At 60.7% G+C, this 18,496-nt stretch carries 15 protein-coding genes; 7 read left to right on the top strand and 8 right to left on the bottom strand.

What is annotated here, in order from left to right; all coding sequences use genetic code 11:
• Positions 1-59 precede the first annotated feature (59 nt).
• From mreD to mreB, 3 genes are all read right to left on the bottom strand, one after another.
• On the bottom strand, positions 60-551 hold the full coding sequence (gene mreD, locus ACIPY9_RS04945) for a rod shape-determining protein MreD (RefSeq protein WP_400697534.1): 492 nt from the start codon (positions 549-551) through the stop codon (positions 60-62).
• On the bottom strand, positions 544-1,617 hold the full coding sequence (mreC, locus tag ACIPY9_RS04940; RefSeq protein WP_400697531.1) for a rod shape-determining protein MreC: 1,074 nt from the start codon (positions 1,615-1,617) through the stop codon (positions 544-546). Before mreC ends, mreD begins: the two co-directional genes overlap by 8 nt.
• Before the next feature lie 231 nt (positions 1,618-1,848).
• On the bottom strand, positions 1,849-2,886 hold the full coding sequence (gene mreB / locus ACIPY9_RS04935) for a rod shape-determining protein MreB (protein WP_002555108.1): 1,038 nt from the start codon (positions 2,884-2,886) through the stop codon (positions 1,849-1,851).
• Positions 2,887-3,094: 208 nt separating this feature from the next.
• Between mreB and gatC the strand changes: the two genes are divergently transcribed.
• The 5 genes from gatC (at position 3,095) to ACIPY9_RS04910 (ending at position 7,852) form a co-directional block, all read left to right on the top strand.
• Positions 3,095-3,382 carry an Asp-tRNA(Asn)/Glu-tRNA(Gln) amidotransferase subunit GatC gene (gene gatC / locus ACIPY9_RS04930; RefSeq protein ID WP_400697528.1) on the top strand — a complete coding sequence of 96 codons (288 nt, stop codon included), beginning with the start codon at positions 3,095-3,097 and terminating at the stop codon, positions 3,380-3,382.
• 14 nt (positions 3,383-3,396) lie between these two features.
• A complete protein-coding gene (gatA, locus tag ACIPY9_RS04925) occupies positions 3,397-4,848 on the top strand; it encodes an Asp-tRNA(Asn)/Glu-tRNA(Gln) amidotransferase subunit GatA (protein WP_400697526.1) in 1,452 nt (483 codons plus the stop codon).
• 12 nt (positions 4,849-4,860) lie between these two features.
• On the top strand, positions 4,861-6,306 hold the full coding sequence (gene gatB / locus ACIPY9_RS04920) for an Asp-tRNA(Asn)/Glu-tRNA(Gln) amidotransferase subunit GatB (protein WP_400697523.1): 1,446 nt from the start codon (positions 4,861-4,863) through the stop codon (positions 6,304-6,306).
• 92 nt (positions 6,307-6,398) lie between these two features.
• The gene (locus ACIPY9_RS04915) at positions 6,399-6,767 is read left to right on the top strand and encodes a septal ring lytic transglycosylase RlpA family protein (RefSeq protein ID WP_400697520.1); all 369 of its coding nucleotides are present in this window, start codon (positions 6,399-6,401) and stop codon (positions 6,765-6,767) included.
• A 53-nt stretch (positions 6,768-6,820) separates the two neighbouring features.
• A complete protein-coding gene (locus tag ACIPY9_RS04910; RefSeq protein ID WP_400697517.1) occupies positions 6,821-7,852 on the top strand; it encodes a calcium/sodium antiporter in 1,032 nt (343 codons plus the stop codon).
• Positions 7,853-7,875: 23 nt separating this feature from the next.
• Here the strand turns inward: ACIPY9_RS04910 and ACIPY9_RS04905 are convergent, their stop codons facing one another.
• The 5 genes from ACIPY9_RS04905 to ptsP form a co-directional block, all read right to left on the bottom strand.
• Positions 7,876-8,817 carry an AEC family transporter gene (locus ACIPY9_RS04905; RefSeq protein WP_400697515.1) on the bottom strand — a complete coding sequence of 314 codons (942 nt, stop codon included), beginning with the start codon at positions 8,815-8,817 and terminating at the stop codon, positions 7,876-7,878.
• A gap of 169 nt (positions 8,818-8,986) precedes the next feature.
• Complete coding sequence (locus tag ACIPY9_RS04900; RefSeq protein ID WP_400697512.1) at positions 8,987-10,561, bottom strand: alkaline phosphatase D family protein; 1,575 nt, start codon at positions 10,559-10,561, stop codon at positions 8,987-8,989.
• Between the two features lie 179 nt (positions 10,562-10,740).
• A complete protein-coding gene (locus ACIPY9_RS04895) occupies positions 10,741-12,474 on the bottom strand; it encodes a PTS fructose-like transporter subunit IIB (protein WP_400697509.1) in 1,734 nt (577 codons plus the stop codon).
• A 12-nt stretch (positions 12,475-12,486) separates the two neighbouring features.
• Complete coding sequence (pfkB, locus tag ACIPY9_RS04890) at positions 12,487-13,428, bottom strand: 1-phosphofructokinase (protein WP_400697507.1); 942 nt, start codon at positions 13,426-13,428, stop codon at positions 12,487-12,489.
• Positions 13,428-16,292: a phosphoenolpyruvate--protein phosphotransferase gene (gene ptsP / locus ACIPY9_RS04885; protein ID WP_400697504.1), complete on the bottom strand. Its 2,865-nt coding sequence runs from the start codon at positions 16,290-16,292 to the stop codon at positions 13,428-13,430. The genes pfkB and ptsP overlap by 1 nt, the downstream gene beginning before the upstream one ends.
• 340 nt (positions 16,293-16,632) lie before the next feature.
• Here ptsP and cra point away from each other — a divergent pair, with 340 nt between their 5' ends.
• Complete coding sequence (gene cra, locus ACIPY9_RS04880; protein WP_400697502.1) at positions 16,633-17,628, top strand: catabolite repressor/activator; 996 nt, start codon at positions 16,633-16,635, stop codon at positions 17,626-17,628.
• The gene (locus tag ACIPY9_RS04875) at positions 17,625-18,422 is read left to right on the top strand and encodes a TatD family hydrolase (RefSeq protein ID WP_400698293.1); all 798 of its coding nucleotides are present in this window, start codon (positions 17,625-17,627) and stop codon (positions 18,420-18,422) included. The genes cra and ACIPY9_RS04875 overlap by 4 nt, the downstream gene beginning before the upstream one ends.
• Positions 18,423-18,496: the final 74 nt, after the last annotated feature.

Here is an 18,496-nt window from a genome sequence, read left to right as displayed (position 1 = left end):
AGGACATCTCCGTGTCTGTGACGATGAGCGCAGCACGGATGTCCGCGCTCACGTTGCGCTTAATTGATTTTCAAACGCTTGCGCAATCCACGTAGTCCATAACTGACCCACGGCCACAACAAGGCGCTGACCAGTGCTGGCAGAACGAGCGCCAGCGTGGGTTGACGACTGCCGCTCAGGGCGCTGATCCACAACTGTGCCAGCTGCGCCAGACCGAAGACCACCAGCAGCACAAGGCATTGCTGCCACATGGGGAACATGCGCAGACGCTGTTGCAGCGACATGACCAGAAAGGTGATCAGGCTGAGGATCAGGGCATTCTGGCCCAGGTAATTGCCATACAGCACGTCTTCCATCAGCCCCAGCAGCCATGCGGTGGTCATCCCGACCTTGTGCGGCAAGGCCAGCACCCAGAAGGTCAGCAAGAGCGCCATCCACAATGGGCGAAAGTTTTCCATGAACTGCGGCAGCGGCGAGACGCTCAGCAACAGGCCTATAGCGAATGTGAGCCAGACAACCCAGCCGTTGCGCCCGGAAACATGACTAACCATCGATTCGCTCCCGGGAACTGGAAGGTGAAGGCACCGAAGGTTGAGGCGCAGCAGGCCTTGCGGCTGGTCGGGCTGGCGCTGGCTGCGTTGCCGGAGCGGCAGCCGGGGCCGAAGTGCCGTGAGCGGCTGGCCTGGCATGCGTGGTGCCGGTCGGGAAAGAAGGCACCAGGGTAGTCGGCACCATCGGGAAAGCCGGGGAAAGCGATGGCGCCGCCGGTACGACGTTCGGCTCGCCGCCCTTTTCAAGGGACTCCTGGGCCTGTGCCGCCTCGGCAGCCCGCTCTTCCGGCGAACGACCATCGGAGAACACCAGCAACAGGTAACGACTGCGATTCAAGGCCGCCGTGGGAATGGCGCGAACGATAGCAAAGGGCTGGCCGGAGTCATGAATGACTTCCTTGACCGTCGCCACCGGATAACCAGCCGGGAAACGCTGCCCGAGGCCGGAACTCACCAGCAGGTCGCCTTCCTTGATGTCAGCGGTATCCGCCACATGACGCAGCTCCAGACGCTCCGGGTTGCCGGTACCGCTGGCAATGGCGCGCAGGCCGTTTCGGTTGACCTGGACGGGAATGCTGTGGGTGGTGTCAGTCAGCAACAGGACACGCGAGGTATACGGCATCAGCTCGACCACCTGCCCCATCAGGCCACGGGCATCGAGTACCGGCTGGCCCAGGACTACACCGTCGCGCTCACCCTTGTTGATGATAATGCGATGAGTGAAGGGGTTCGGGTCCATGCCGATCAGTTCGGCCACCTCGACCTTCTCGTTGACCAGCGCCGAAGAGTTGAGCAACTCGCGCAGGCGAACGTTCTGCTCGGTCAGCGCCGCCAGCTTTTGCAGGCGACCTTGCAGGAGCAGGGCTTCGGTCTTGAGTTTTTCATTTTCGGCGATCAGCTCGGTACGGCTGCCGAACTGGCTGGCAACGCCCTGGAACATGCGCTGCGGCAGATCGACGATCCAGTAAGCCTGCATCAATACCAGGGACATCTGGCTGCGCACAGGCTTGAGCAGCGTGAAACGTGCGTCAACCACCATCAACGCGACCGACAACACGACCAGCACAAGCAGGCGTACGCCCAGCGATGGGCCTTTTGCGAAAAGCGGTTTAATAGGCCGCTCCTTCGGGGCATGCGATCAAAGGATCGTGCTTCAATTGGCTGTTATTCATGCGGTATGGAACCGGCCTGGACAGATGAAAGAAATAGGCACCTTGTTTCGGCGTCAGCCTAACGCATACAGGTAGCACACGCGCTACCTGTATACAAAAGGCTCCATGAACAGCGCTCCGGCGAATTACTCGCTGGAGAGCAGATCCATGGTGTGCTTATCCATCATTTCCAGCGCACGGCCACCGCCACGCGCTACGCAGGTCAGCGGATCTTCGGCCACGATGACCGGCAGACCGGTTTCCTGTGCCAGCAGCTTGTCGAGGTCACGCAGCAGTGCGCCACCGCCGGTCAGCACCAGGCCACGCTCGGCGATATCGGACGCCAGCTCCGGCGGAGACTGCTCCAGCGCGCTCTTGACGGCCTGAACGATGGTCGCCAGAGACTCTTGCAGCGCTTCGAGCACTTCATTGGAGTTGAGGGTGAAAGCACGTGGAACGCCTTCAGCCAGGTTACGGCCGCGAACGTCGACTTCACGGACTTCGCCGCCCGGATAAGCGGTGCCGATTTCCTGCTTGATGCGCTCAGCGGTGGACTCACCGATCAGGCTGCCGTAGTTACGACGCACGTAAGTGATGATCGCTTCGTCGAAACGGTCGCCACCGACACGTACGGATTCAGCGTAGACGACACCGTTGAGCGAGATCAGAGCGATTTCAGTGGTACCGCCACCGATATCGACGACCATCGAACCGCGAGCTTCTTCGACCGGCAGACCGGCACCGATCGCAGCAGCCATTGGCTCTTCGATCAGGAAGACTTCACGTGCGCCAGCGCCCAGGGCCGACTCGCGAATGGCGCGACGCTCAACCTGGGTGGACTTGCACGGAACGCAGATCAGCACGCGAGGGCTAGGCTGCAGGAAGCTGTTTTCGTGAACCTTGTTGATGAAGTACTGCAGCATCTTTTCGCACACGCTGAAGTCGGCAATGACGCCATCCTTCATGGGGCGAATGGCTGCGATGTTGCCTGGAGTACGGCCCAGCATACGCTTGGCTTCGGTACCGACAGCCACGACACTCTTCTGGTTGCCATGAGTACGAATTGCAACGACAGAAGGCTCATTCAGAACGATACCGCGCTCACGCACGTAAATAAGGGTGTTGGCAGTGCCCAGGTCGATGGAAAGATCACTGGAAAACATGCCACGCAGTTTCTTGAACATGGGATATGGGACCCTAGGGAACGCGTGGGTAAAAAAGTGCGGCAAACTCTAACAACGACAGGGATTTTGGGCAAGGAGCCAATATGTTAAATTGGCGGTTTTCTGAACACGCCCCCCGACGTTTGCGGCTTTAAGACCATACAAACGCGGTGGTGTTCCGCAATTTGCTGACAGAGCCGATTCGTCAGCATTCCACTGGAGATACCCCATGGCGCTTGAACGCTCCGACGTGGAAAAGATCGCCCATCTGGCCCGACTGGGTCTCGATGATGCCGATATCCCGCGTACCACCGAAGCACTTAACAGCATTCTTGGGCTGGTCGATCAGATGCAGGCGGTCGATACCACCGGCATCGAGCCTCTGGCTCACCCGCTGGAAGCCTCTCAGCGCCTGCGCGAAGACGCCGTGACCGAGTCCAATCGTCGCGACACGTACCAGGCCATCGCACCAGCGGTCCAGGACGGTCTTTATCTGGTTCCGAAAGTCATCGAGTAAGGGAAAGAGCCTGCATGCATCAAATGACTCTGGCCGAGATCGCCCGCGGACTCGCCGATAAAAAGTTTTCTTCCGAAGAACTGACCCGTGTCCTGCTGGCGCGCATTGCGCAGCTCGACCCTCAGATCAACAGCTTCATCACCCTCACCGAAGACCTGGCCATCACCCAGGCCCAGGCCGCCGACGCACGCCGCGCCGCCGGTGAGAGCGGCGCCCTGCTGGGTGCGCCTCTGGCTCACAAGGACCTGTTCTGCACCCAGGGCATCCGGACCAGTTGCGCCTCGCGCATGCTCGACAACTTCAAGGCACCGTACGACGCCACAGTGGTTGCGAAACTGGCGGCGGCTGGCACCGTGACGCTCGGCAAGACCAACATGGACGAATTCGCCATGGGTTCGGCCAACGAGTCCAGCCACTACGGCGCAGTAAAGAACCCGTGGGGGCTTGAACACGTTCCCGGCGGTTCGTCCGGCGGTTCGGCAGCAGCCGTTGCCGCACGCCTGTTGCCTGCGGCTACCGGCACCGATACCGGCGGTTCGATTCGCCAGCCGGCAGCCCTGACCAACCTCACCGGTCTGAAACCGACCTACGGTCGCGTTTCGCGCTGGGGCATGATCGCCTACGCCTCGAGTCTCGATCAGGCTGGCCCCATGGCCCGCACGGCTGAAGACTGTGCCCTGCTGCTGCAAGGCATGGCCGGCTTCGATCCACAGGACTCCACCAGCATCGACGAGCCTGTGCCGGATTACTCCGCCAGCCTCAATACCTCGCTCAAGGGCCTGCGCATCGGTTTGCCGAAGGAATACTTCAGCGCCGGTCTGGACCCGCGCATCGCGCAACTAGTCCACGAAAGCGTCAAGGAGCTGGAAAAGCTCGGCGCAATCGTCAAGGAAATCAGCCTGCCGAACAACCAGCACGCGATTCCGGCCTATTACGTCATTGCCCCGGCAGAGGCTTCGTCCAACCTGTCGCGTTTCGACGGCGTGCGCTTCGGTTATCGCTGCGAAGAGCCCAAGGACCTGACCGACCTGTACAAGCGCTCCCGCGCCGAAGGCTTCGGCCCTGAAGTACAGCGCCGGATCATGGTCGGTGCCTATGCCCTGTCGGCAGGCTACTACGACGCCTACTACCTGCAGGCGCAGAAGATCCGCCGCCTGATCAAGAACGATTTCATGAACGCCTTCGCTGAAGTCGACGTGATTCTCGGCCCGACCACGCCCAACCCGGCCTGGAAGATCGGTGCCAAGAGCAACGACCCGGTCGCTGCCTATCTGGAAGACTTCTACACCATCACCGCCAACCTCGCGGGTCTGCCTGGCCTGTCCATGCCTGCCGGTTTCGTCGATGGTCTGCCGGTCGGCGTGCAACTGCTCGCCCCGTATTTCCAGGAAGGCCGTCTGCTCAACGTCGCGCACCAGTATCAGCAGGTTACCGACTGGCACACTCGCGCACCTGAAGGCTTCTGAGGAGAACTGTAAATGCAATGGGAAGTCGTCATCGGGCTGGAGATTCATACCCAGCTTTCGACCCAATCGAAGATTTTCTCCGGTAGCGCCACCACGTTCGGCTCCGAGCCCAACACCCAGGCCAGCCTTGTAGACCTGGGCATGCCGGGCGTATTGCCTGTGCTCAACAAGGAAGCCGTGCGCATGGCCGTGATGTTCGGTCTGGCGGTGGATGCCGAAATCGGCCAGCACAACGTGTTCGCCCGCAAGAACTACTTCTATCCGGACCTGCCGAAGGGCTATCAGATCAGCCAGATGGAATTGCCCATCGTCGGTAAAGGGCATCTGGACATCACTCTGGAAGACGGCACCGTCAAGCGTGTCGGCATCACCCGTGCCCACCTGGAAGAAGACGCCGGCAAGAGCCTGCACGAAGACTACAGCGGCATGACCGGCATCGACCTGAACCGTGCCGGTACGCCGCTGCTGGAAATCGTTTCCGAACCGGACATGCGCAGCGCCAAGGAAGCCGTGGCTTACGTCAAGGCGATCCATGCGCTGGTTCGTTATCTGGGCATCTGCGACGGCAACATGGCCGAAGGCTCCCTGCGTTGCGACTGTAACGTTTCGGTCCGTCCAAAAGGCCAGACCGAATTCGGCACCCGCTGCGAGATCAAGAACGTCAACTCGTTCCGCTTCATCGAGAAGGCGATCAACAGCGAGATCCAGCGCCAGATCGACCTGATCGAAGACGGTGGCAAGGTTGTCCAGCAAACCCGCCTGTACGATCCGAACACCAATGAAACCCGCGCCATGCGCAGCAAGGAGGAAGCCAACGACTACCGTTACTTCCCCGACCCGGACCTGTTGCCGGTGATCATCGAGGATTCCTTCCTCGAGGCCACCCGCGCCACCCTGCCGGAGTTGCCACCGCAGAAACGCGAGCGCTTCCAGAGCCAGTTCGGGCTGTCGACCTACGACGCCAGCGTGCTGGCTTCCAGCCGCGAGCAGGCCGATTACTTCGAGCAAGTGGTCAGCATCGGTGGCGACGCCAAGCTGGCAGCCAACTGGGTCATGGTCGAACTGGGCAGCCTGTTGAACAAACAGGGGCTTGAGATCGAAGAGTCGCCGGTCAGCGCCGAGCAACTGGGCGGCATGCTCAAGCGCATCACCGACAACACCATTTCCGGCAAGATCGCCAAGATGGTGTTCGAGGCCATGGCCAATGGTGAAGGCAGCGCAGACGAAGTCATCGAGAAGCGCGGCCTGAAGCAGGTCACCGACAGCGGAGCCATCGAGTCGATGCTCGACGAAATGCTGGCAGCCAACGCCGAGCAGGTCGAACAGTACCGCGCCGCTGACGAAGCCAAGCGTGGCAAGATGTTCGGCTTCTTTGTCGGTCAGGCGATGAAAGCCTCCAAAGGCAAGGCCAACCCGCAGCAAGTAAACGAACTGCTCAAGGCCAAGCTCGAAGGCTGACCCGAGCCGTAGGAGCGAATTTATTCGCGAAAGATCCGAATACGGTCTTCGCGAATGAATTCGCTCCTACATGGTTAAACAGGATTTGACCCATGCGCCGACTTCTCATTGCCTGCTCCCTGCTTACCTTGCTGGCCGGTTGCGCCAGTCATGACATCGATCCCCACGGCTACGACGAAACCGGTCGAGCTTCGTATTACGGTGCCCGGCATCACGGTAAACGTACCGCCAGTGGCGAACCTTTCAATCAGAATGCATTGACCGCTGCCCATCGCGAATTGCCGTTCGGGACTCGCGTCAAAGTCACCAACCTCGACAACGACAAAAGCGTCGTCCTGCGTATCAACGATCGCGGTCCCCATGTCCGGGGCAGGCTGATCGATGTGTCACGCGAGGCCGCCGAACAACTGGGCATGCTGCGCAGCGGCACCGCGCCAGTACGTGTCCAGAGCCTCGACTGAGGGCTCTCCGAATTCTCCAGCTATCGACCCTTCCCGCCCCGGCCCTCATCCAGTTGGTGAGCGGCCTTCTGCTTCTGTTGATCGGAGCCGAGTTATCGGTACGCGCCGCCGTACAGCTGGCTTCGATCCTCAGGATTCGCCCACTGATCATTGGCCTGACCGTCGTTGCCCTGGGCAGCAGCGCACCGCAGATGGCGGTCGGCCTGCAGGCAGCGTTTTCCGACAGCACCGACATTGCCGTGGGCAGCGTGATCGGCAGCAACATCTTCAATGTGCTGGTCACACTGGGCGTGTGTGCGCTCATCATTCCACTGCGCGTTCCCCTTCAAGTCGTGCGCATTGATATCCCTCTGATGATCGTGGCCAGCGTGCTGGTCATCGGCCTGTCCTGGAATGGCGAATTCAGCAGGCTCGATGGTGTGCTGTTACTGGGCGGGCTGCTTGTCTGCCTGTTCATCGTGCTACGCCAGTTCAGTCATGGCGCACGTCACGGTCATGCGGACACGTCAGACACACCCCGCACACTCACCGGTGTTTTCATGTTGATCGGAGGTTTGCTGCTACTGGCCTTCGGCGGACACTGGCTGGTGAGTGCCGCCGCCGTGGTCGCACTCAATCTGGGACTGTCCGAACGCATCATCGGCCTGACGCTGATTGCCATTGCCACCTCGCTGCCCGCCTTGATGACCTCCCTGATCGCAGCCCTGCGCGGCGAGCGGGATATCGCGGTGGGCAACGTGATCGGCAGCAACCTGTTCAACCTGCTGGGCGTGCTGGGCCTGACCGCACTGATCGCTCCGGCGCCCTTGTCAATTTCACCCAATGCACTGGTGTTCGATCTGCCGATCATGCTGGGTGTCGCAGTGTTGTGCCTGCCACTGCTCTACGCCGGGTATCGCATTACCCGTCTCGAAGGATTGCTGCTGTTGGCCTTGTACCTGACCTATGGCCTGCATATCGTGTCATTCAGCACCGGCATGTTACTGGCCGAGCGACTTGAACACCTGATGCTTCAGTTCATCCTGCCGCTGTTGGGGATCGCAGTTGCCTTCGGCATCGTGAAGGTCTGGCGGCGCCAACATTAAGGCGACGCCTGCCAGACAATCGATCAGATCCAGCCGCCCCACTGCAACAGGAAAATCCCGATATTGGTCGTCACCGCCGCCGCCAGGGTGGTGATGACGATGATCGCGGCGGCCAGCTCATAATTGCCATTGGCGGTACGGGCCATGATGTAGCTGGCCGCCGCCGTCGGGCTGCCGAAGTACAGAAACAGAATCCCCAGCTCCGCTCCACGGAAGCCCGCGAGCCATGCGGCAAACGTACAGATCAGCGGCAGCCAGACCATCTTCACCATACTCGCGCTGATTGCCAGCTTGCCGCTTTGACGCAAGGACGCCAGCGACAACGTCCCCCCGATACAGATCAGCGCCAGCGGCAGGGTCATCTGCGCCAGATAACTGCCGGAGGTTTCCAGCCAGGTGGGCAGGCCGATGCCGAACCCGGCAAAAGGCGAAGCGACAATGACGCTGATGATCAGTGGATTGGCCAGCACACTCTTGAAGACGCTCCACGGATCGGACTTGATGACCGGGCTGTAGACGGCCAGCACGATGGTCGAAAGCGTGTTGTAGAACACGATGACCAGCGCCGCGAGAATCGCCCCCAGCGAGATACCGTATTCGCCATACATGCTGGCAGCCAGCGCCAGACCAACCACACCGTTGTTACCCCGGAACGCGCCTTGAACATACACACCGCGCTCTTCACGAGGGCAACGCCAGATCGCCCAGCCCCATGTGGCCGCGAAGCTGATCAACGTCGCCAGGCCGAAGAAAATCAGCAGCCTGGGCTGTAGAGCCTCGGACAGGTCGGCATGAATGATCCCCAGAAACAGCAGCGCCGGCATGGTGACGTTGAACACCAGACTGGACGCCACCACGATAAAACCGTCGTTGATCGCATGAATACGCTTGAGGATCACGCCCAGAAACAACATGGCGAACACGGGCGCGGTGATGTTCAGGGTTTCAAGAAAAATAGCCAGCATGCCGCAGACCCGGTCCTGTCGTTAGGTCCTTCCATCATAAGCCAGCCGGGACAAACCTGTTGCAAGGAATTTCAGCCACTCCCGTAGGAGCGAATTCATTCGCGAAAGCATCGCCGATCGTACAGGCTTCTTCGCGAATGAATTCGCTCCTACGGGGTTTGTGAAAGCGTTAAACCAATCGACGAGGCTCGTGTAAGGGCTGCAACTTGCGCTCAAACACCGACACGCCATCCAGGTCTCGAAGGGTCACGGTCATTTCTGCCGTCTGGCCATCGATGTTCACCTCCCCGAAAAACTGAAACCCGGCAAAGGGCGAGGTGTTCTGTGCAGGCGGGGCTTTCTGGAAGACCAGTTCAGGGCCGAAAGTCTTGTCCAGCGGGTTGGGGCCGAAGCTTCCGGCATTGAGCGGCCCGGCCACAAACTCCCAGAACGGGTCGAAATCCTGAAAGACGGCACGATCCGGCTGATAGTGATGGGCTGCGCAGTAATGCACATCGGCGGTCAGCCATACGCAATCACGGATCTTCTGCGCCCGCATGAACGTCAGCAGCTCGGCCACTTCCAGTTCGCGCCCCAAGGCCGGGCCGTCGTTGCCGTTGGCAATGGCTTCCCAGCGCCCCACGCCAGGGCTGACTTCGCCATCCGGTACGCCAAGGCCGATGGGCATGTCAGCGGCAATGACCTTCCACTGAGCCTGTGAAGCCTGGAGTTCGCGCTTGAGCCAGTCCAGTTGTTCTCGGCCCAGAAAGGCAGTGGTCGGCCCCGGCTTGTCGGCCAGGTTGGCGTCATTGCCATCACGGTAGCTGCGCATGTCCAGCACGAACACGTCGAGCATCGGGCCGTAAGGAATCTTGCGGTAGATGCGTCCGCCGTTATCGGCCTGCTGCAAGCGCATGGGCGCATACTCCAGAAAGGCCTGCCGCCCACGGGCCGACAGCAGCTGGATATCCTTGATCTTGTAACGGTCATCCAGTTGCTTGCTGGGCGACCAGTTGTTGGTGACCTCATGGTCGTCCCATTGCCAGATCTGCGGAACCTCGGCATTGAAACGGCGCAGGTTTTCGTCCATCAGGTTGTAACGGTAGTTGCCGCGATACTCATCCAGCGTTTCGGCGACCTTGCTTTTCGCTTCGCTGGTGATGTTGCGCCAGATGCGCCCGCCTTCGGTGGTGATCTGCTCCGGAATCGGACCGTCGGCGTAAATCGTATCGCCGCTGTGGATAAAAAAGTCCGGCAGGCGCAAGCGCATGGCTTCGTAGATACGCATCCCGCCAATGTCCGGGTTGATGCCGAAACCCTGGCCTACCGTATCGCCACTCCACACGAACCGGATGTCGCGACGCTGTTGCGGCATGCTGCGCAAATGGCCGAACCAGGGCTCGCTGGCGACACCCGACTGGGCATCCTCGAAATGAACACGGTAGAAAATTGCCTGGTCGACCGGCAAACCACTCAACTCGACCCTGGCCGTGAAGTCGGTACGCTGATCGGCCAGTGCCGACACCAGACGCCGCGGGTTGGTGAACATGCTGCGGGTGTCCCATTCCACCACCATGCGCGAGGGCCGGTCGCTGCGGCTCCAGACCATCGCCCGATCACCCAGCAAATCACCCGACTGCACACCGTCGGTCATTTTGGGGCGGTCCTGCACTGAAGCGATGACGGCAGGTGCCAGTCCCGGCAACAGGAAACCTGCACCGACAGCCTGAATGACACGACGACGCTTGAGATCGAACTGGCTCATGGCTAACCCCTTTCGGAAAGGAAAGGGGAAACCTAACAGGGGAATGTTGGCGAGATATGACAGCTACCCGGCAAACGCTGCAGGACCGGATTTATCCGGGAAGGCATTCTTTCTGGCGATGCAGCTGCCATGAATGTAAAAACTTCTTCGCGGATGAATCCGCTCCTACAAAGTGTGTTTCAAGCCTTGGCTGATGTCAGCTCCATCTCCACCACTTCAGGGCGTTTGAGCAGTGCATAGATCACACCGGTTGCCACGCTGCCCAGAGCGATCGCCAGCAGGTACAACAACGCATGGTTGATCGCATTGGGGATCAGCATCACGAAAAGTCCGCCATGCGGAGCCATCAGCTTGCAACCGAAGTACATCGACAAGGCTCCGGTCAACGCGCCACCCACCACACTGGCAGGAATCACCCGCAGCGGGTCCTTGGCCGCGAACGGAATTGCGCCTTCGGAGATGAAGCACAATCCCAGCACGAACGCAGCCTTGCCGGCCTCACGCTCACTTTGTGCGAACTTGCGACGCGCCAGGAGTGTGGCAATGCCCATGCCGATCGGCGGCACCATGCCCGCTGCCATCGCAGCAGCCATCGGTGCATAACTTTGCGACGCCAGCAAGCCTACCGAAAAAGCGTAAGACGCCTTGTTGATCGGCCCCCCCAGGTCCACACACATCATCGCGCCGAGCAATATGCCCAGCAGAATGGCATTGGTGGTCCCCATGCTGTCCAGGAAGAGCGTCAGGCTGGCAAGCATGTCCGCCACCGGCTTGCCCACCACGTAGATCATCACCAGACCGGTAAACAGACTCGCGAGCAGCGGAATGATGAGAATCGGCTTGAGCGCTTCGACACTGGCCGGCAAACGTGCGTAACGATTGATCAATTGCGCACTGTAACCGGCGAGAAAACCCGCCACGATGCCGCCGATGAAACCGGCACCCAGCGTACTGGCCAGCAGACCACCGATCATGCCCGGAGCCAGCCCCGGGCGGTCAGCGATGGAATAGGCGATGTAACCGGCCAACAGCGGCACCATCAACTTGAAGGCCGCTTCACCACCAATCTGCATCAAGGCGGCCGCCAGTGTGCCCTGCTCCTCATAGGCCTTGATGCCGAACACGAACGACAAGGCAATCAGCAAACCGCCTGCCACCACCATCGGCAGCATGAACGAAACGCCAGTCAGCAGGTGTTTGTAGACACCGGCCCCCTCTTTCCTGGCCGGGGATTTGGTCGCACTGCCTGCCGATTCGACCTGCCCTTCTGCCAAGGCTTTCTTCAGCGTCGCCTCGGACTGTTTGAGCGCAATGCCGGTGCCGCAACGATAGATTTTCTTGCCCGCAAAACGGTCAGTGTTGACCTCGATATCCGTCGCCAGCAGCACCACATCCGCATCGGCAATCGCTTGCGCACTGAGCGGGTTACGCGCGCCGACCGAGCCTTGGGTTTCCACTTGCAGGTCGTAGTTCAGACGTTTGGCCGCCTGCTGAATCGCCTCGGCGGCCATGAACGTGTGGGCAACACCTGTCGGACAGGCCGTAATGGCAACCAGACGTGGCTGACGAGCCGAGTCGCTGACAGCGCTGGTTTCATCGGCCACATGAGTCTGAGCCTGTTCGGCGGCTCGCTTCAGGAAGCCGTCGACATCCTGAAGGGCATGGGACGGCGAGCTCTGGAACAGACGCTTGCCGACAAAACGGCTCAAATCCAGAGGGCCGGTGTTGACCACCAGCACCAGATCCGCGGCTTCGATATCCCGCTCTGAAAGGTGCTCGCCGGACTTGTTCGGATCGACGACCTCAACACTGGTTTCCCAGCCCTGACGCTGAGCCGCCGCCTCGAGCAGTCGCGCACTGAGGACGCTGCTGACCTTGCCGTTCGGGCAGGCCGTTACAATGGCTAGTTTCATCACGATCCTCTCTTATTGTTCTGTCAGGCCGCGCACTGTGACGCCACCCTCAAGCCGTTTGAGTTGCGCGGCATCGGTGATGCCGAAACCGATCTGGGTCACGGCCATGGCGGCAATCGCCGTTGCCGTGCGCAAGGTTTGCGAAGGCGTCCGCCCTGTGAGCAGGCCATGAACCATCCCGGCCAGCAGTGAGTCGCCAGCCCCCACGGTGCTGGCGACCGTCACTTTCGGTGGCAACGAGTGCAGCGCGATGTCCGGACCGAACCAGTGCACGCCTTCGGAACCCTGGGAAATCACCACATGCTCGATGCCCTGGGCATGCAGGCGAGTTGCCGCCTCAGCCTGGGCCTCGATGGAAATGATCGGCGCGTCCAGCGCGTCAGCCAGCTCTTCGGTATTGGGCTTGATCAGCCAGGGACCGGCGGCAAGCCCGGCACGCAAGGCCAGGCCGCTGCTGTCCAGCGCCACCTTGAGGCCGTGCTTCTTGAGCATCAACAAGAGCGTTTGCAGCCACCCGGGCGTCACGCCACGGGGCAAGCTGCCAGCGACCACGACCGCGTCAAAACCGGATGCAATCTGCTCGACTCGGGAAAACAAGGCACTCTGCGCCTCGTCACTGACCTGCGGGCCGGGGCCGTTCAAGTCAGTGATTCGGCCACTGCCTTCGGCCAGCTTGATGTTGCTGCGGGTTTCTCCCGGCACACGCACGAACTCATCGACAAAGCCACGTCGCTCGAACAACGCCTCAAAAGCCTGCTGATTGTCGATGCCGAGAAACCCGGCCACGGTCAGTTCATGCCCAAGGTCGGCCAGCACCTGAGCCACGTTCAGGCCTTTGCCCGCCGCATGGCTGAGCATCGCATCGCTGCGGTTGACCTGCCCCAGTTCCAGCTTGTTCAACTGTACGGTCAGGTCCAGCGCCGGGTTCATGGTCAGGGTAAGAATCTTCGCCATTACAAGGCCTCCACGAGCGCACGCACTTCAGCGGCGCTGCCTGCCGTCAGCGCGTTTTGCGCCAGTTGTCGGGCAGTGCTCAATTCCAGTTCCCGCACGCACGCCTTGACCTCGCCAATGCTGCGCGCCGAAACACTCAGTTCATCCACACCCAGGCCGACCAGCACCGGTACCGCCAGCGGGTCCGCCGCCAGCTCACCGCACACACCGACCCATTTGCCATTGGCATGGGCGGCACGCACGGTCATGTCGATCAGTTGCAAGACGGACGGGTGCAAGCCGTCGGCCTGGGCCGAAAGGGTGGGATGGCCGCGGTCGATGGCCAGGGTGTATTGCGTCAGGTCGTTGGTGCCGACGCTGAAGAAGTCCACTTCCCTGGCCAGCACCGGAGCCAGCAAGGCCGCCGAAGGCACTTCGATCATGATCCCCAGTTGCAGATCGCTGACCGGAATTTCTTCACGCAGGCGCTGGGTCATGTCCCGCGCCTGACGCCACTCCTCAACCGTGCCGACCATGGGGAACATGATGCGCAGCGGCCCGCTGTCGGCTGAACGCAGCAAGGCACGCAACTGGCTTTCCATCACCTCGGGACGCTGCAGGGTCAGACGAATGCCGCGCACGCCGAGAAAAGGGTTTTCTTCCTTGTCGATGGGCCAGTACGGCAACGGTTTGTCGCCGCCGACATCCAGGGTGCGGACCACCAGAGGACGCCCGCCCAGGTCCGTGAGTACGCGACGGTATTCGGCTTCCTGGGTCGCTTCATCCGGCACCTGGGAATGGGCCATGAACAACAGCTCGGTGCGCAACAGGCCGATGCCTTCGGCCCCCTGCTCTACCGCTGCCGGCGTGCCCGTGCTGTCACCGATATTGGCAAACACTTCAACCGCATGACCATCGCGGGTCACGGCAGGCTCCATACGCGCAGCCGACGCAGCCTTGAGGCGCTGCTCACGGGCATCGCGGTCCTGCAGCGCACGCTGCACGGTCGATTCGTCCGGGGCAACCGTCAAACGGCCGCGCTGACAATCGAGCAACAGAAGCGTACCCGGCTTGAGCAGCAGCACCGCTTCACCGGCACCGACCAGCGCTGGAATCCCCAGGGCGCGGGCCACAATGGCGCTGTGCGCCGTGGCCCCGCCACGAGCGGTCAGAATACCCGCGACATGGGCCGGGTCCAGCCGCGCCACATCGGACGGGCCGACTTCGTCCATCACCAGAATGTACGGTTCGTCCGGGGCAGCCACGGTTTCGACGCCACAGATCTGCGCCAGTACACGACGCCCCACGTCACGCAGATCCGCCGCTCGCTCGGCCAGCAGCGCATCGTTCAATTGTTCCTGCTGAGACGCCGCGGCATCGATCACACCCGCCCAGGCAGCTGCGGCACTTTCCCCCTTGTTCAGGCGCAGCTCGACTTCGTTGCCCAGTTCCGGGTCATCGAGCATTTCCTGATGGGTGATGAAGATTTCGCGGATGGCCTTGGCCTTGCTGCGCTGGATCAGGCTTTCGATATCACGACGCACCTCGACCAGCGCTTGTTGCAGACGCTCACGCTCGGCCGCAACCGACTCGCCCTGCGCCGGATAATCGAACGCTTGCAGCACCTGAATATGCGCAGGTCCCATGGCGATACCCGGTGAAGCCGAAACGGCTGTCAGCACGGCACCGTCAAGCGGCGCGGCCACAGCCTTGGCTGTTGCAGCCTTTTGTGGCGCAGACGGCTCGGACGTGACCGGCAAGGGCTCAACGTCCTCACCCAGACCTTGTTCCACGGCAGCCAGCAAGGCTGGCAAGGCGTCTTCGGCGATAACCGGCTCGGCAATGAATTCCAGCGTCTGACCACGACGCGCACCGAGGCTGAGCAGCTTGCTCAGGCTCTTGACCGATACGGCCGCTTCGCCAGTCTCCAGCACACGCACGCGAATCTCGCCGTCAAATGACTTGGCCAACTGTGCGAGCACCTTGGCCGGTCGGGCATGCAAGCCATGGGCATTCGCCAGGGCAATCTGCCGGGTCGGCCACTCGGCAGGCAACTCACCGCCCAATGCCTGCAAGACCACACGGCTGTTGGTGGCCTGCCCCAATTCATGACCTCGCCCTTCGATCAACAACAGGCACAAACGCTCAAGCAAGGCCTGGTGCGCTTCGCCAAGGCTGGCCAGACAGAACAGCCCGGTCAAAGGCTGCCCCAGGTAGCGCAGGGGTTTGTCCGGTGTGATAAACGCCAGCCCCGGACGTTTGACCGTTTGTTCGCTGTGCAACCACCACAGGCCATCGCCCAGCGGCAGCGCTTCGACTTGCTGGAGAATCGCGGCAAAGCCGTTATTGACGCAGTCCGCCTTGCGCAACAGACGAGCGCCACGCCAGACCAGCTCTTCAAAGTCATCGGCCGACACGCCGAGGCTGATCATCTGGGCATCGAGCGCCAGTTCCTGAGGCGCTCCCTGCAACAGGCCAAGCAGATCCTCCGGCGTTTTGGCTTCGCGCAGGGCCTGGCCCAGATCCGCTTCGCCCAGTGCCCGGGTCAGCAGTTGCAGAAGCCGTAAATGTTCATCTGACTTGGCGGCGATGCCAATGGCCAGATAGACCATCTGGCCATCACCCCAATCGACCCCTTCGGGAAATTGCATCAGGCGCACACCCGTGCTGAATACCAGGTCGCGGGTTTCGGGTGTACCGTGGGGGATCGCAATGCCTTGGCCCAAAAACGTCGAGCCTTGCTGCTCGCGATTCATCAGGCCGTTGAGATACCCCTCTGCAACCAGACCGTCGGCGACCAGATGATCGGCAATCAGTTGCAATGCGCCAGACTTATCCACAGCCGACTGGCTCATGGATATCTGCTCCAGAGAGAGTTCGAGCATGTCTTGACTCCTGTGCAGCACCGAGGCGCTGCCTGATTCTTGTTTTAATGACGACCACGGGTGATCGACAGCTTAGGCGATGAAAGGGATGCCCGCCGGGGGTATCGATTTCACCTTGATTACAGCCAATATAGGTGTGCTGAATCGTTTAATCTACAATTGATCGGCACGTTACTCGATTATGAGGATTCCTTGAAGCCCAGCCGGTCCGATAGCTGTAGGAGACTTCTCGAATTCACCGAAGCACTTGGGTATATCTAATGGTCTGGTGTAAAGATGCTCGGCTATCAGCGAAAATCCCTGCTTGATCCGAGACAAACCTGGAAAAGGAACTTTTGGTGTGAAACTCAGCGATATTGCGCGTCTGGCCGGTGTTTCCGTCACCACAGCCAGTTACGTAATCAACGGCAAGGCCGAACAGCAACGCATCAGCCCCGCTACCGTCGAGCGCGTAAAGGCCGTGGTCGAACAACATGATTTTCGACCCAACCCTCAGGCCGCCGGCCTGCGCAGCCGCCACAGCCGCACCCTGGGTTTCATCCTGCCGGATCTGGAAAACCCCAGTTATGCCCGCATCGCCAAGTTGCTGGAACAAGGGGCCCGCGCCCATGGTTATCAATTGCTGATCGCCAGCTCCGACGACGATCCTGCCAGTGAACTGCAACTGCTTCAGGTCTTCCATGCACGTCGCTGCGATGCCTTGCTGGTCGCCAGTTGCCTGCCCGTCGGGGACGACAGCTATCGAGAGCTACAGGACAAGGGCCTGCCGATCATTGCCATCGACCGGGAAATGAATCCCGACCATTTCTGCTCGGTGGTCAGTGACGACCACGATGCCAGCCTGCAACTGACGCACAGCCTGTTACAAACTCACCCCGAGCATATCGCCCTGATCGGAGCACGCCCTGAACTGAGCGTGAGCCAGGCCCGCGAGGAAGGGTTCAGGCATGCGCTCGACGGATTCACAGGCAGCGTCATCGTTGAGCACGGCGAGGCATTCAGTCGCGAGTGCGGTCAGCGCCTGATGACCGGCATGCTGGAGCGTCTGGGGCACTTGCCCAATGCACTGATCACGACCTCCTACGTCTTGCTGCAAGGCGTTTTCGATGTCCTGCAAAGCCAGACGCTCAACCCGACACAGCTGCATCTGGGCACTTTTGGCGATACCCAGTTGCTGGACTTCCTGCCGTTGCCGGTCAATGCCATGGCCCAGCAGCATCAGTTGATTGCCGAAAAGGCGCTGCAACTGGCCCTGGCCGCCATCGAGCAAGATCACTATCAACCCGGCGTGCATGCCATTGCACGGACCTTCAAGCAACGCATACACGAGGCCTGAAGGTGACGCTGATCGACACTCACACCCATCTGGACTTTCCGGACTTCGACGCCGACCGCGTTCAGGTGCTGGAGCATTGCCGCACACTTGGCGTGCAGCGCATGGTGGTACTGGGTGTGTATCAGCGTAACTGGCAACGCCTGTGGGACCTGGCGCTGGAACATCCCGCCTTGCAGGCAGCCTTCGGCCTGCACCCGATCTACATCGACGAACACCGGCCCGAGCACCTGAACGAACTGGGAGACTGGCTGACCCGTTTGAAGGGGCATGCGCAACTCTGTGCAGTGGGCGAGATCGGGCTGGACTATTACGTTGAACACCTGGATCGTCAGCGACAGCAGCAAATGTTCGAGGCTCAACTGCAACTGGCGAAGGATTTCGAGCTGCCAGCACTGCTACATGTACGTCGCAGCCACGCCGATGTAATCGCAACGCTCAAGCGCCACAAGCTCAAGCGCAGCGGAATCATCCATGCCTTTGCCGGCAGCCGGGAAGAGGCGCGTGAGTACATCAGGCTGGGCTTCAAACTGGGTCTTGGCGGTGCCGCCACCTGGCCACAGGCGCTGCGCATGCATCGGGTCATTGCCGAACTGCCACTGGACAGTCTCGTGCTGGAAACCGACTCGCCGGACATGGCTCCGGCGATGTATCCCGGCCAACGCAACAGCCCGGAGCATTTGCCCGAGATCGCCCAGGTACTGGCCGGGCTGTTGAAGATCAGCCCGGAGCAATTGGCGGAGGTGAGTACGCGTAATGCCTGTGAATTGTTTGGGTGGGCCGGACCGAACCTGTAGGACCGGATTTATCCGGGAAGGCAGTATTCCAGCCATTCAATAGCGATTGGATGTCCTGCCCTTCGCGAATGAAT

Origin of the sequence: Pseudomonas sp. NPDC089734, from assembly GCF_044748865.1 — a bacterium.
Classification (GTDB): Bacteria; Pseudomonadota; Gammaproteobacteria; order Pseudomonadales; family Pseudomonadaceae; genus Aquipseudomonas.
Note: the sequence above shows the minus strand (reverse complement) of the source record. Positions and strands in the feature narration are given on the sequence as shown.

Excerpts from the sequence above, each read along its gene's own strand:
- ACIPY9_RS04895 (WP_400697509.1), bottom strand. The coding sequence starts at position 12,474 with ATGAAACTAGCCATTGTAACGGCCTGCCCGAACGGCAAGGTCAGCAGC.
- mreB (WP_002555108.1), bottom strand. The coding sequence starts at position 2,886 with ATGTTCAAGAAACTGCGTGGCATGTTTTCCAGTGATCTTTCCATCGAC.
- ACIPY9_RS04900 (WP_400697512.1), bottom strand. The coding sequence starts at position 10,561 with ATGAGCCAGTTCGATCTCAAGCGTCGTCGTGTCATTCAGGCTGTCGGT.
- pfkB (WP_400697507.1), bottom strand. The coding sequence starts at position 13,428 with ATGGCGAAGATTCTTACCCTGACCATGAACCCGGCGCTGGACCTGACC.
- ACIPY9_RS04915 (WP_400697520.1), top strand. The coding sequence starts at position 6,399 with ATGCGCCGACTTCTCATTGCCTGCTCCCTGCTTACCTTGCTGGCCGGT.
- gatA (WP_400697526.1), top strand. The coding sequence starts at position 3,397 with ATGCATCAAATGACTCTGGCCGAGATCGCCCGCGGACTCGCCGATAAA.
- mreD (WP_400697534.1), bottom strand. The coding sequence starts at position 551 with ATGGTTAGTCATGTTTCCGGGCGCAACGGCTGGGTTGTCTGGCTCACA.
- gatC (WP_400697528.1), top strand. The coding sequence starts at position 3,095 with ATGGCGCTTGAACGCTCCGACGTGGAAAAGATCGCCCATCTGGCCCGA.
- ptsP (WP_400697504.1), bottom strand. The coding sequence starts at position 16,292 with ATGCTCGAACTCTCTCTGGAGCAGATATCCATGAGCCAGTCGGCTGTG.
- gatB (WP_400697523.1), top strand. The coding sequence starts at position 4,861 with ATGCAATGGGAAGTCGTCATCGGGCTGGAGATTCATACCCAGCTTTCG.
- ACIPY9_RS04905 (WP_400697515.1), bottom strand. The coding sequence starts at position 8,817 with ATGCTGGCTATTTTTCTTGAAACCCTGAACATCACCGCGCCCGTGTTC.